We start from the raw sequence: 13,380 nt of genomic DNA, 5'->3' as shown, positions 1-13,380 counted from the left end.
ACGGCGCCCACGGCCCGAGCCAGCGCAGCGGTACGGCAGAATTTTGGCCATGGGGATAGTCGCCGGGTTGGACAGTTCACCCGATTTCACTCGTATCGTCGTCTGTGACACGGACACCGGAGCCGTGCTCAGGCAGGGATATGCGCCGCATCCGGTGGAGAGCCCCGAGGGCGGCGGCCGGCCGTCCGACGTCGACCCGCAGGCCTGGCTGCTGTCCCTGGGCGAGGCCGCGGGCGGCGGGCTGCTGGAGGGCGTGCAGGCGATCGGCGTCTCCGCGCAGCAGAACGCCGTCGTGCCGCTGGACGCGCAGGGCAACACCGTGCGGCCGGCGATGGTCGGCGGTGACAAGCGCACGCAGGTCGCGGCGGCCGATCTGGTCGACGCGCTCGGCGGGCGCGAGGCGTGGGCGCAGGCCGTGGGGTGTGTGCCGCAGGCCGCGCAGCCGGTGACGAAGCTGCGCTGGCTGGCGCGGAACGAACCGGAGAACGCGCAGCGCACCGCGATCCTGCTGCAGGCGCACGACTGGCTGGTGTGGCAGCTACTGGGCCGGCCGGTGCGGCGGACCACCGACCGGGGCGGGGCGTCCGGCACCGGGTACTGGTCGGCGGCGACCGGCGCCTACCGTCCCGACCTGGTGGAGCTGGCGCTCGGGCACCAGGTGATGCTGCCGGAGGTGATCGGCCCGGCGGACGCCGCCGGTACGACGCCCGAGGGGCTGCTGATCTCCGTCGGGACCGGCGAGACCATGGCGGCGGCGTTCGGGCTGGGCATCGGCCTCGGTGACGCGGTCGTGTCGCTGGGCGCGTCCGGGTCCGTGATGGCCGTGCACCCCGAGGCGCTGGTGGACGGCTCCGGGATGATCACCGCGCTCGCCGACGCGACGGGCATGCACCTGCCCGTCGTCACCACGCTGAACGCCGTGCGGACCCTGCGCGGGGCCGCCGAACTGCTCGGGATGCCCGATCTGGAGAGCCTGTCCGATCTGGCGATGAAGTCGACGCCGGGGGCGCACGGGCTGGTGCTGCTGCCCTATCTGGAGGGCGAGCGGACGCCGAACCTGCCGCACACCGCCGGGACCCTGGCGGGGCTCAGGCGGGAGTCGATGAAGCCGGAGCACCTGGCCAGAGCGGCGTTCGAGGGCATGCTCTGCGGGCTCGCGGACGCGCTGGACGTGCTGCGCGGGCGGGGTGTGGAGGTGCGGCGGGTGTTCCTGCTGGGGCCGGCCGCCGAACTGTCCGCCGTGCAGGCCGCGGCGCCCATGCTGTTCGGGACGCAGGTCGTGGTGCCGCAGCCCGCGGACTACGCGGCGATCGGCGCCGCCCGGCAGGCGGCCTGGGCGCTCGGGGTGTCGCAGGGCACGCTCGACACGCGGATGCCGCCGCTGTGGCAGGGCGCGGTCGCGCAGGTGCTGGAGCCCGGTGAGGAGCTGGCCGTGGGACAGGCGGTGCGGCAGCAGTTCGTGTCGGTGCGGGAGCAGACGCATCCCGGAGCGTTCTGACCGCCTGATGGGTTAATTCGGTTGAGGTAACGCCGGTGGAGTGTTCGACGATAGGGGCCAAGGGCAACCAACCGCCCCGTCGACCACTCCGAGAGAAGCAGCGTGCTCATACGACTCTTGCGAACCCATCTCCGGCCCTACAAGAGACCCATCGCCCTGCTGGTGCTGCTGCAGTTCCTGCAGACCTGCGCCACGCTCTACCTGCCCACGCTGAACGCGGACATCATCGACGAGGGTGTCGTCAACGGCGACACCGGCTACATCATGGGCTACGGCGGCCTGATGATCGGCATCTCGCTGGTGCAGGTCGTGTGCAACATCGGGGCCGTGTACTACGGCGCCCGTACGGCGTCGGCGCTCGGGCGGGACGTGCGCGGTGCCGTGTTCGACCGGGTGCAGTCGTTCTCCGCGCGTGAGGTCGGTCACTTCGGGGCGCCGTCGCTGATCACCCGGACGACGAACGACGTCCAGCAGGTGCAGATGCTGGCGCTGATGACGTTCACGCTGCTGGTGTCGGCGCCGATCATGTGCGTGGGCGGCATCGTGCTGGCGCTCGGACTGGACGTGCCGCTGTCCGGGGTGCTGGTGGCGGTCGTGCCGGTGCTGGGGATCTGCGTGACGCTGATCGTGCGGCGGCTGCGGCCGCTGTTCCGGTCGATGCAGGAGCGGCTGGACGCGGTGAACCGGGTGCTGCGCGAGCAGATCACCGGCAACCGGGTCATCCGGGCCTTCGTCCGGGACGAGTACGAGCAGCGGCGCTTCCGGAAGGCCAACACCGACCTCACCGACTTCGCGCTGGGCACCGGCAACCTGCTCGCGCTGATGTTCCCGATCGTCATGACGGTGGTGAACCTGTCGTCGATCGCCGTGGTGTGGTTCGGGGCGCACCGGATCGACAGCGGCGGGATGCAGATCGGTGACCTGACCGCGTTCCTCGCCTATCTGATGCAGATCGTCATGTCCGTGATGATGGCCACCTTCATGTTCATGATGGTGCCGCGCGCGGAGGTGTGCGCCGAGCGCATCCAGGAGGTGCTGGACACCTCGTCGAGCGTCGTGCCGCCGTCGGCACCGGTGCGGGAGCTGCGCCGGCACGGGCATCTGGAGATCCGGGGGGCGGGCTTCCGCTATCCGGGTGCCGAGGAGCCGGTGCTGCGGGCCGTGGACCTGGTGGCCCGGCCGGGTGAGACGACCGCCGTGATCGGGTCGACGGGCAGCGGCAAGTCGACCCTGCTCGGGCTGGTGCCCAGGCTGTTCGACGCGACGGAGGGACAGGTCCTCGTCGACGGGGTGGAGGTCGCGGACCTCGATCCGCGGCTGCTCGCACGCACCGTCGGGCTGGTGCCGCAGAAGCCGTACCTCTTCGCGGGGACGGTGGCGACCAACCTGCGCTACGGCAATCCCGACGCCAGCGACGAGGAGCTGTGGCACGCGCTGGAGGTGGCGCAGGCCAAGGACTTCGTGGAGGGGCTGGAGAGCGGGCTGGACGCGCCGATCGCGCAGGGCGGGACGAACGTCTCGGGCGGGCAGCGGCAGCGGCTCGCGATCGCCCGGACGCTGGTGCAGCGCCCGGAGATCTACCTCTTCGACGACTCCTTCTCCGCGCTCGACTACGCCACGGACGCCGCGCTGCGGGCCGCCCTGGCGCAGGAGACCGCCGAGGCGACCGTGGTGATCGTCGCCCAGCGGGTGGCGACCATCCGGGACGCCGACCGGATCGTCGTCCTCGACGAGGGCCGGGTCGTCGGCACCGGGCGGCACCACGAGCTGATGGCGGAAAACGAGACCTACCGGGAGATCGTGCTCTCCCAGCTCACGGAAGCGGAGGCTGCCTGATGGCGGGGCCCATGGGGCGGATGATGGCCGGGGGCGGCCCCGACCAGCGCTCGCTGGACTTCAAGGGGTCGGGCAAACGGCTCGTCGCGCAGTTCCGGCCGGAGCGGATCACCATCTGGGTGCTGCTGCTGTGCGTGGTGTTCAGCGTCGGTCTCAACGTCGTCGGGCCGTGGATCCTCGGCAAGGCGACCGACCTGGTCTTCGCGGGGATCATCGGGCGGGGCATGCCGGAGGGGGCGAGCAAGGAGCAGGTCCTGGAGTCCATGCGGCAGCGCGGGGACGGTGAGGTCGCCGACATGCTGCGCAGCACCGACTTCACCCCGGGCGAGGGCATCGACTTCACCGCCGTCGGGCATGTGCTGCTGCTCGCGCTGGGTGTGTTCCTGGTGGCCGGGCTGCTGATGGCGGTGGCGACGCGGCTGGTGAACCGGGCCGTGAACCGCACCATGTTCCGGATGCGCGAGGACGTGCAGACGAAGCTGTCGCGGCTGCCGCTGTCCTACTTCGACAAGCGGCAGCGCGGTGAGGTGCTGTCCCGGGCGACGAACGACATCGACAACATCGGGCAGACGCTCCAGCAGTCGATGGGGCAGCTCATCAACTCGGTGCTGACCATCATCGGCGTGCTCGCGATGATGTTCTACGTCTCGTGGATCCTGGCGCTGGTCGCGCTGGTGACCGTGCCGCTGTCGTTCGTCGTCGCCACGCGCGTGGGCAAGCGGTCGCAGCCGCACTTCGTGCAGCAGTGGCGCACGACGGGCAAGCTGAACGCGCACATCGAGGAGATGTACACCGGGCACACCCTGGTGAAGGTGTTCGGGCGGCAGGAGGAGTCGGCGCGGCAGTTCGCCGAGCAGAACGAGGCGCTGTACGAGGCGGGGTTCCGGGCGCAGTTCAACAGCGGGGTCATGCAGCCGCTGATGATGTTCGTGTCGAACCTGAACTATGTGCTGGTGGCGGTCGTCGGCGGGCTGCGGGTCGCCTCCGGTTCGCTGTCCATCGGCGATGTGCAGGCGTTCATCCAGTACTCGCGGCAGTTCTCCATGCCGCTGACGCAGGTCGCGTCCATGGCGAACCTGGTGCAGTCGGGTGTCGCCTCCGCCGAGCGGGTCTTCGAGCTGCTCGACGCGGAGGAGCAGAGCGCCGATCCGGTGCCGGGCGTGCGGCCCGAGGAGCTGCGCGGGCAGGTGGCGCTGGAGCACGTGTCGTTCCGCTACGACCCCGACAAGCCGCTCATCGAGGACCTGTCGCTGAAGGTCGAGCCCGGGCAGACGGTCGCCATCGTCGGCCCCACCGGAGCCGGCAAGACGACCCTGGTGAACCTGCTCATGCGGTTCTACGACGTCACCGGCGGGCGCATCACCCTCGACGGCGTCGACATCGCGCGGATGTCCCGGGACGAACTGCGGGCCGGCATCGGCATGGTGCTGCAGGACACCTGGCTGTTCGGCGGCACGATCGCGGAGAACATCGCGTACGGGGCGTCCCGGAAGGTGACCCGCGGGGAGATCGAGGAGGCGGCCCGGGCGGCGCACGCGGACCGGTTCATCCGGACGCTGCCGGACGGGTACGACACGGTGATCGACGACGAGGGCAGCGGGGTCAGCGCGGGTGAGAAGCAGCTCATCACCATCGCGCGGGCGTTCCTGTCCGACCCGGTGATCCTGGTGCTGGACGAGGCGACGAGTTCCGTCGACACCCGGACCGAGGTGCTGATCCAGAAGGCCATGGCGAAACTCGCGCACGGGCGGACCTCGTTCGTCATCGCGCACCGGCTCTCCACGATCCGGGACGCCGACGCGATCCTGGTCATGGAGAACGGGGCGATCGTCGAGCAGGGCACGCACAGCGAGCTGCTGGCGGCCGGCGGGGCGTACGCGCGGCTGTACCAGGCACAGTTCGCGCAGGCGGTGGCGGAAGTGGACTGAGTCGCGTCACGGGGGTGCCGAGTGGGGTCGCGGGGCGGCTGCGGGCCGGTGGGGGCGACCAACCCCCGCCGGGCCCGCGGACGGCATCAGTCCAGGTAACCCCGCAGCTGGTCCGCGAAAGCGTGGTCCCTCAGCTTGTTGAGGGTCTTCGACTCGATCTGCCGTATCCGCTCCCTGGTCACGCCGAAGATGCGGCCGATCTCCTCCAGCGTGCGCGGCCGGCCGTCGGCCAGGCCGTAGCGGAGCTGGACCACCTTCCGCTCCCGCTCCCCCAGGGTCGACAGCACCGCCTCCAGGTGCTCCCTGAGCAGCAGGAACGCCGCCGACTCCACGGGAGAGGTCGCGTCGCCGTCCTCGATGAGGTCGCCGAGGGCGACGTCGTCCTCCTCGCCGACCGGGGCGTGCAGCGACACCGGCTCCTGGGCGAGGCGCAGCACCTCGCCGACCCGCTCGGGCGGCAGGTCCAGGTGGGCCGCGACCTCCTCGGCCGTCGGCTCGTAGCCCCGCTCCTGCAGCATCCGGCGCTGGACGCGGACGACGCGGTTGATGAGTTCCACGACGTGGACGGGCACCCGGATCGTGCGGGCCTGGTCGGCCAGGGCGCGGGACATGGCCTGGCGGATCCACCAGGTCGCGTACGTGGAGAACTTGTAGCCGCGGGCGTAGTCGAACTTCTCCACGGCCCGGATGAGTCCGAGGTTGCCCTCCTGGACGAGGTCGAGCATGGTCAGGCCGCGGCCGACGTAGCGCTTGGCGACGGAGACGACCAGGCGCAGGTTGGCCTCGATGAGGCGGCGCTTGGCCATCCGGCCCATGACGACGAGCCGGTCCAGGTCCAGCGCCAACTGGCTGTCCAGGTCGGGGGTGTTGCTCAGTTTCTCCTCGGCGAACAGGCCGGCCTCGACGCGGCGGGCGAGTTCGACCTCCTCGGCCGCGGTCAGCAGGGGGATGCGGCCGATCTCCCGCAGGTACTGGCGGAACAGGTCCGAGGAGGGACCACTGCCGGTGTCGGCGCGGGCCGGGGGCGGTTCGACGGCTTCGGGGGCCTCGGCCGTCTCGACGGCCTCGGCGGGCGGCTCCTCCGGCTCCGCTTCCGTCTCCGGGTGGTGCGCGACGCGGCTCTGCGCCGGGACCGCGGACAGGGCGTCGGCCTCCGCGTCCGGGGCTGTGCCGTCGGCGCCGAGGGCAGCACCGACGCCGGTCTGGGTGAGGGTCTGGGTCTGCACGGGGGCGACCTCCAGGATGATCGCTGCCATGGAGTGCGGCAGCGGTACTTCGGGGGCGGAGTCGACGGCCTCGCCGCTTTCCGTCCCGTACGCGATGAGCGGAACCGCGGGGATCAGGGACCCGTCGGTGACGGACCGGCCGCGCTCCGAGGACTCAGGCACCGCAACCCAGTGTGGGGTAAGACACATCGTCGCCACGAGGGGCGTGCGATGACTTTTTGCTTCCCGTCCGTGACCGCGCGGTGACGTCAGAGCGCGGCGGCGCCGTGTTCGCGGAGGGTCTGGTCGTACTGCTGGAGGACCCACAGTTCGTTCTGGACGGCGGCCAGCTGGGCCGGGTCGCCGTTCGTGCCGAGGCGGGTGAGCCGGCTGGTGATGTCGCGGATGCGGCGCTCGACGGCCCGGCGGCGGACCGTCACCAACTGGGCTCCGGCATACGTCTCGTCGACGCCCTTCACGCCCTTGTGCAGCATGATCGCCTCGACGGCCAGCTCCGTCACCATCGCGCGGACCGCGTCGTCCGGGGCGGCCTCGCGGACCCTGACCAGGTAGTCCTGGGGGTCCGCGACGCCCTGTTCGGCGCCGCCCGCGTCCAGGATGGCCTGGCGTACGGCGGCGTAGGGCGGGGCCGTGAACTCGTCGACGCCGTACGCGTCGAAGGCCGGGGAGACCAGCTCGGGGCGCTGGAGGGCGAGTTTGAGCAGTTCGCGTTCGGTGGCGTAGACGGGGTTGCGGAGGTTGAGGGCCGGGCCACGCGGGGTGGCGGCCGGCTGGGGCAGCCCGTCGTACGGCCGGTGCCGGCCGGGCCGGTCCGGGCCGGGGCCGTCCTTGCCGCCGCGCTCGCGGGCCCAGCGGGCCAGCTGGGCCACGCGCTTGACCACGAACTGGGTGTCGAGGATGCCGAGCATGCCGGCGAGCTGGACGGCGACCTCGTGCTGGGCGCCGCTGTTCTTGATGCGGGCGACGATCGGGGCGGCCTCGTCCAGGGCGGCGGCGCGGCCCGCCGGGGTGTCGAGGTCGTAGCGGGCGACGATCTGGCGCAGGGCGAACTCGAAGAGCGGGGTGCGGGGTTCGACCAGGTCCGCGACGGCCTCGTCGCCCTTGGCGAGGCGCAGGTCGCAGGGGTCCATGCCGTCGGGGGCGATCGCGATGTACGTCTCGGCGGCGAACTTCTGGTCGTCCTCGAAGGCCCGCAGGGCGGCCTTCTGGCCTGCGGCGTCGCCGTCGAAGGTGAAGATGACGCGGGCCGAGCCGTTGTCCATGAGGAGGCGGCGGAGGATCTTGATGTGGTCGCCGCCGAAGGCGGTGCCGCAGGTGGCGATGGCGGTCGTGACACCGGCGAGGTGGCAGGCCATGACGTCCGTGTAGCCCTCGACGACGACCGCGCGGGACGCCTTGGCGATGTCCTTCTTCGCCAGGTCGATGCCGTAGAGGACCTGGGACTTCTTGTAGATCGCCGTCTCGGGCGTGTTGAGGTATTTGGGGCCGTTGTCCGCTTCGTAGAGCTTGCGGGCGCCGAAGCCGACGACGTCGCCGCCGATGTCGCGGATGGGCCACATCAGCCGGCCGCGGAAGCGGTCGATGGGGCCGCGGCGGCCCTCCTGGGAGAGACCGGAGAGCAGCAGCTCCTTGTCGGTGAAGCCCTTGCCGCGCAGATAGCGCGTGAGGTGGTCCCAGCCCTGGGGGCTGTAGCCGACGCCGAAGTGGACGGCGGCGGCCTGGTCGAAGCCGCGCTCGGCGAGGAAGACGCGGCCGGTGTCGGCCTCGGGGCTGGTGGCGAGCTGTTCCGCGTACCACTCGGCGGCGATCTTGTGGGCCTCGACCAGGCGGATGCGTTCGCCGCGCTGGTGGGAGGGGTTGTAGCCGCCCTCCTCGTAGCGCAGGGTGATGCCCGCCTGGCCGGCCAGGCGCTCGACCGCCTCCGAGAAGGAGAGGTGGTCGATCTTCATCACGAACGTGATGGTGTCGCCGCCCTCCTGGCAGCCGAAGCAGTGGAAGAACCCCTTGCTCGGGCTGACCTGGAAGGAGGGCGACTTCTCGTCGTGGAACGGGCAGAGACCCTTGAGGTTGCCGCCGCCCGCGTTGCGCAGCTGGAGGTACTCGGACACCACGGCGTCGATCGGGACCGCGTCCCGTACCGCCTTCACGTCCTCGTCGTTGATCCGTCCTGCCACGCGTGAATTCTACGGGGCGGGACTGACACGTCCGGGGCGAGACGTCCGACCCCCGGCCGGGGGTCCGGGGGTTGCCCCCCCCCGGGAAATGCGGCACGGGGCCGGACTGACACTCAGGGGGCGAGTGTTTCGAGCGGAATGTGAGGGTCTGCGAGGTTCTCCGTGTTCACCCGGTCCTTGCCGCGGATCAGGCGCTGGATCTTGTCTGTGACGTCCCACACGTTGACGTTCATGCCGGCCAGCACCCGGCCGTCCTTCAGCCAGAACGCGATGAACTCGCGCTTGCCCGCGTCGCCGCGGATCACCACCTGGTCGTAGCTGCCCGGCGGTGCCCAGCCGGAGTACTCCATGCCCAGGTCGTACTGGTCGGAGAAGAAGTAGGGCACGCGGTCGTACGTCACGTCGTGGCCCAGCATCGAGCGCGCCGCCGCCGGGCCGCCGTTGAGCGCGTTGGCCCAGTGCTCCACGCGCAGCCGCGTGTCGAACAGGGTGTGCGGGAAGGAGACGACGTCGCCGGTGGCGTAGATGTCCGGGTCGGAGGTGCGCAGCCGCTCGTCGACGACGATGCCGCCGCCGTGGGCGCGGTCGGCGACCTCCAGGCCGGCCGTCTCCGCGAGGTGGGTGCGCGGGGCCGCGCCGATCGCGGCGAGGACGTCGTGCGCCGGATGCTCCTCGCCGTCGTCGGTGCGGGCCGCGAGGACCATGCCGTCCTGGCCGACGATCTCGGTGAGCCGGGCGCCGAAGTGGAAGCGGACGCCGTGCTCGCGGTGCAGCTCGGCGAAGAGCTGGCCCAGCTCGGGGCCGAGGACCGAGTGCAGCGGCGTCGGCCCGCGGTGGACCACGGTGACCTCCGCGCCGTACTCGCGGGCCGCCGCCGCCACCTCCAGGCCGATCCAGCCGGCGCCCGCGATGACCAGGTGGCCGTTGTCCCGGCCGAGGTTGGTCAGGACGTGCTTGAGGCGCTCGGCGTGGGCGAGGCGGCGCAGGTGGTGCACGCCGGCCAGGTCCGTGCCCGGGATGTCGAGGCGGCGGGGCTCGGCGCCGGTCGCCAGGAGCAGCTTGTCGTAGTGGACGACCGTGCCGTCGTCGCCGAAGCGGACCGTCTTCGCCGTGCGGTCGATCGCGTCGACGGTCTGGCCGAGGTGCAGCTCGATGTCGTGCGCCGCGTACCAGGCGGGCTCGTGCACGAACACGCTGTCGCGTTCCTCCTTGCCGAGGAGGTAGCCCTTGGACAGCGGCGGGCGCTCGTAGGGGTGGTCCCGTTCGTCGCAGATCAGTATCACGCGGCCGCTGAAGCCCTCCTCGCGGAGCGTCTCGGCCGCCTTGGCGCCGGCCAGTCCTCCTCCGACGATGACGAATGTCTGATCCGCGTCGACCACTTGATGCCTCCTACGGGGGTCTGGGGGGTGTCTCCCCAGGGAACAGCGGGTGTCGCCACTTGCGAGCGTCCCGCACGGAGCGTGATGCGGGAAGAGGGAGTGACCCGATCAGGCCACGGAGGGTCACCATCGGGCGGGCTGGGGCCCCTGGTTTCCCGTCAGTCTCATGCGTGCCCCGTCAGACGGGCGTGAAGCGAACGGGCCGAGGTGTCCGTGAGGGAGGCGATCTGGTCGACGATCACCCGCTTGCGGGCGCGGTCGTCCGGCGCCCGGTCGAACAGGGCGCGGAACTGCGGGTCCAGCCCCTCGGGGGCGCGGGCGGTGAGCGCCTCGGCCAGTTCGGCGACGACGATCCGCTGGTCGGCGCGCAGGCGCTCCTGTTCGGCGCGCTGCATGACGTAGAGGTCGGCGACGGCCTTGAGGACGGCGCACTCCATGCGGGTCTCGCGTGGGACGACCAGCTCGGCGGCGTACCGGGTGAGCCGGCCGGTGCCGTAGGCGGCCCGGGTCGCGGTCTCGGCGGCCAGGCAGAAGCGTCCGATGAGCTGGCTGGTGGCGTCCTTCAGCCGGGCCTGGGCGACGGCGGTGCCGTCGTAGCCGTGCGGCCACCACTCCTGGGCGAGGAGCCGGTCGAGGGCCTCGGCGAGTTCGGCGGGGTCGCTGTCGGCCGGGACGTACCGGCCGAGGGCGACCTGGAAGACGTCCCGGCGTTCGGGCTCCGCGTGCAGGCAGTTCGGGTCGATGTGGCCGGCGTGCAGGCCGTCCTCCACGTCGTGCACCGAGTAGGCGACGTCGTCGGACCAGTCCATGACCTGCGCCTCGAAGCAGGTGCGGGTGCCGGGGGCGTCCTTGCGGAGCCAGTCGAAGACGGGGCGGTCGTCCTCGTAGACGCCGAACTTGTGCGACGCCGGGTCGGTGGGGTGGGCGCCGCGGGGCCAGGGGTACTTGGTGGCGGCGTCGAGGGCGGCGCGGGTGAGGTTGAGGCCGACGGAGCCCTCGGGGGTGAACCGTTTGGGCTCGATGCGGGTGAGGAGCCGGAGGGACTGGGCGTTGCCCTCGAAGCCGCCGCAGTCCGCCGCGAACTCGTTGAGGGCCTGTTCGCCGTTGTGGCCGAAGGGCGGGTGGCCGAGGTCGTGGGAGAGGCAGGCGGCTTCCACGAGGTCCGGGTCGCAGCCGAGGGCGGCGCCGAGTTCGCGGCCGACCTGGGCGCATTCGAGGGAGTGGGTGAGGCGGGTGCGGGGGCTGGCGTCCCAAGCGGGGCCGAGCGTGCCGGGCGTGACCACCTGGGTCTTGCCGGCGAGTCTTCTGAGGGCGGCGCTGTGCAGGATCCGGGCGCGGTCGCGTTGGAAGGCGGTGCGGCCGGGGCGCTTGTCTGGTTCCGGGGCCCAGCGGTCGACTGACGTCGGGTCGTAGGCCGGGGGGTTTGTCGGGGTGCCTGCCATGTGTCGACAGTACGGGTATGGGTGTGCTGTGTGCCTGAGCGTTTGCCGGGTTCGGGTGTGTGGCGGGTGCGGGTTGAGTGTGGCTGGTCGCGCAGTTCCCCGCGCCCCTGCGTACGTGCACCGACCCGCGTTTTAAGCCGAAGCCAATTCGGGCACAGCCGGCGAAGCCGCCGCCAGCGTCTCGTCGTAGCGGTGGAGGAGGAGGTGGGCCATGGCGGGGTGCGTGCCGAGGGGGGCTGCGGCGATCCACGGGGCCGACTGGGCGCACTCCGTGGCGAAGCGGCCGGGGGCCGTGAAGTAGGAGGCGAGGGCTATGTGGCGGCGGCCCCGGGCGAGGAGGGTGCGGACGGCCTGTTCGACCGTCGGGGTCGCCGCGGAGGCGTAGGCCGGGAGGACCGGGACGCCGAGGCGGGCGGCGAGGAGGTGGGCCGTGCGGCCGGTGTCCGTCTTCGCGTCCGGGTCGCGGGAGCCGGCCGCGGCGAGGACGACCGCGCTGGTGCGGCGGGGGGTCGCGCCCCAGCCGGCCTCGGTGAGGCGGGCCTGGAGGGCGTCCACGAGGAGGGGGTGCGGGCCCAGGGGGGCCGCCAGGTGGGTGCGGGCCGGGGAGGCCGCGGCCATCTCGGGGATGTCCTGCTTGACGTGGTAGCCGCGGCTGAGGAGGAGCGGGACGAGGACCGCTTCCCTGTCTCCGAGGGCGGCGAGCGTGTCCGGGAGCAGGGGGGCGTTCAGTTCGATGTGGCCGAGGTGCACCGGCACGTCGGGGCGCAGGGCGCGGACCCGGTCGAGAAGTGCGCGGACCGTGCTCAGCGCGCGCGGGTCGCGGCTGCCGTGGGCCACGACGACGAGGGCGGGCGGGGCCGGGCGGCGCGTGGCGGGCGGCGGGACGAGGCTGAGCTGGCTGGGCATGGGTCGATGGTCGCGGCGCCACGTTGCCTTCCCGTTGCGTGGGCGTCACGGGTGTTTTCCAGCGGTTCACCATGCGGGACACGGGCTGTGTGAGGTGTCGTGAGCTGGGGTCTCCACGAGCGGGGTGAACCTGGTCACGTGACCGCGGATGAACCGGGCGGCCCGGCAGGGCGTCCCTGACTGTCGAGAGCCGACCTGGGGAGGGACCGTCCGATGCGTCTTCCGGCGTTTCGCAGACCGCGGCTGCCGCGTACCCGGCGGGGGCGGCGGCGGCTGGTGCAGGCCGTGATGGCGGGGTGCGTGCTCGGGCTGCTCCCGGCGACCTGGATGTACGTGGCGGCGGGCGACCGGCTGCGGACGACGGCCGATGTGCCGCGGACCGATGTGGCCGTGGTGTTCGGTGCCGGGCTGTGGGACGGGGAGCCCTCGCCGTATCTCGCGCACCGGCTGGACGCCGCGGCGGAGCTGTACCGCGAGGGGCGGGTCGAGGTGGTGCTCGTGACCGGGGACAACAGCCGGGAGGACTACGACGAGCCGGACGCGATGCGCGGGTACCTGACGCGGCACGGGGTGCCCGACGGGCGGATCGTCAGCGACTACGCCGGGTTCGACACCTGGGACTCGTGCGTGCGGGCGAAGAAGATCTTCGGTGTGGACGAGGCCGTGCTGATCAGCCAGGGGTTCCACATCCGGCGGGCGGTGGCGCTCTGTCAGGCGGCGGGGGTCGAGTCGTACGGGGTCGGGGTGGACGCGGTGCATGACGCCACCTGGTACTACGGGGGCACCCGGGAGATCTTCGCCGCCGGGAAGGCCGCTCTGGACGCGGTGTTCCGGCCGGATCCGCGGTTCCTGGGGCCCCGGGAGCCGGGCGTGGAGCAGGCGTTGGCCAGGGCCGAAAGGCCTCTCGGATGAATCCGGACGTTCTCCCCCGACGGGTTTGACGAGAACATTTCACCCTGGAGCGTGAAAAACAACCCGGCGCTCTCCGTGT

Annotated in this window: 9 protein-coding genes; 4 read left to right on the top strand and 5 right to left on the bottom strand. The window is 71.8% G+C overall.

Annotation, left to right across the window (positions count from 1 at the left end; genetic code table 11):
- Nucleotides 1-49 precede the first annotated feature (49 nt).
- The 3 genes from ABZ948_RS09910 (at nucleotide 50) to ABZ948_RS09900 (ending at nucleotide 5,262) form a co-directional block, all read left to right on the top strand.
- Nucleotides 50-1,498, top strand: a complete 1,449-nt coding sequence (locus ABZ948_RS09910; protein WP_359758416.1) for a xylulokinase — start codon at nucleotides 50-52, stop codon at nucleotides 1,496-1,498.
- 102 nt (nucleotides 1,499-1,600) lie between these two features.
- Nucleotides 1,601-3,334, top strand: coding sequence for an ABC transporter ATP-binding protein (locus ABZ948_RS09905; protein WP_359758415.1), 1,734 nt, complete (start codon nucleotides 1,601-1,603; stop codon nucleotides 3,332-3,334).
- Entirely contained in the window at nucleotides 3,334-5,262 is a 1,929-nt protein-coding gene (locus ABZ948_RS09900) for an ABC transporter ATP-binding protein (protein ID WP_359758414.1), read from the top strand. Before ABZ948_RS09905 ends, ABZ948_RS09900 begins: the two co-directional genes overlap by 1 nt.
- A gap of 86 nt (nucleotides 5,263-5,348) precedes the next feature.
- Here the strand turns inward: ABZ948_RS09900 and ABZ948_RS09895 are convergent, their stop codons facing one another.
- From ABZ948_RS09895 to ABZ948_RS09875, 5 genes are all read right to left on the bottom strand, one after another.
- Nucleotides 5,349-6,650, bottom strand: a complete 1,302-nt coding sequence (locus ABZ948_RS09895) for an RNA polymerase sigma factor (RefSeq protein WP_359758413.1) — start codon at nucleotides 6,648-6,650, stop codon at nucleotides 5,349-5,351.
- A gap of 86 nt (nucleotides 6,651-6,736) precedes the next feature.
- Complete coding sequence (dnaG, locus tag ABZ948_RS09890; RefSeq protein WP_359758412.1) at nucleotides 6,737-8,662, bottom strand: DNA primase; 1,926 nt, start codon at nucleotides 8,660-8,662, stop codon at nucleotides 6,737-6,739.
- Between the two features lie 113 nt (nucleotides 8,663-8,775).
- The gene (locus tag ABZ948_RS09885) at nucleotides 8,776-10,041 is read right to left on the bottom strand and encodes an NAD(P)/FAD-dependent oxidoreductase (protein ID WP_359758411.1); all 1,266 of its coding nucleotides are present in this window, start codon (nucleotides 10,039-10,041) and stop codon (nucleotides 8,776-8,778) included.
- 164 nt (nucleotides 10,042-10,205) lie between these two features.
- Nucleotides 10,206-11,483, bottom strand: a complete 1,278-nt coding sequence (locus ABZ948_RS09880; protein ID WP_359758410.1) for a deoxyguanosinetriphosphate triphosphohydrolase — start codon at nucleotides 11,481-11,483, stop codon at nucleotides 10,206-10,208.
- 132 nt (nucleotides 11,484-11,615) lie between these two features.
- The gene (locus ABZ948_RS09875; RefSeq protein ID WP_359758409.1) at nucleotides 11,616-12,389 is read right to left on the bottom strand and encodes a sirohydrochlorin chelatase; all 774 of its coding nucleotides are present in this window, start codon (nucleotides 12,387-12,389) and stop codon (nucleotides 11,616-11,618) included.
- 213 nt (nucleotides 12,390-12,602) lie between these two features.
- Here ABZ948_RS09875 and ABZ948_RS09870 point away from each other — a divergent pair, with 213 nt between their 5' ends.
- Nucleotides 12,603-13,301 carry a SanA/YdcF family protein gene (locus ABZ948_RS09870; protein WP_359758408.1) on the top strand — a complete coding sequence of 233 codons (699 nt, stop codon included), beginning with the start codon at nucleotides 12,603-12,605 and terminating at the stop codon, nucleotides 13,299-13,301.
- Nucleotides 13,302-13,380 lie beyond the last annotated feature (79 nt).

This window comes from Streptomyces olindensis (assembly GCF_040645895.1).
GTDB classification, from domain to species: domain Bacteria; phylum Actinomycetota; class Actinomycetes; order Streptomycetales; family Streptomycetaceae; genus Streptomyces; species Streptomyces olindensis.
Note: the sequence above shows the minus strand (reverse complement) of the source record. Positions and strands in the feature narration are given on the sequence as shown.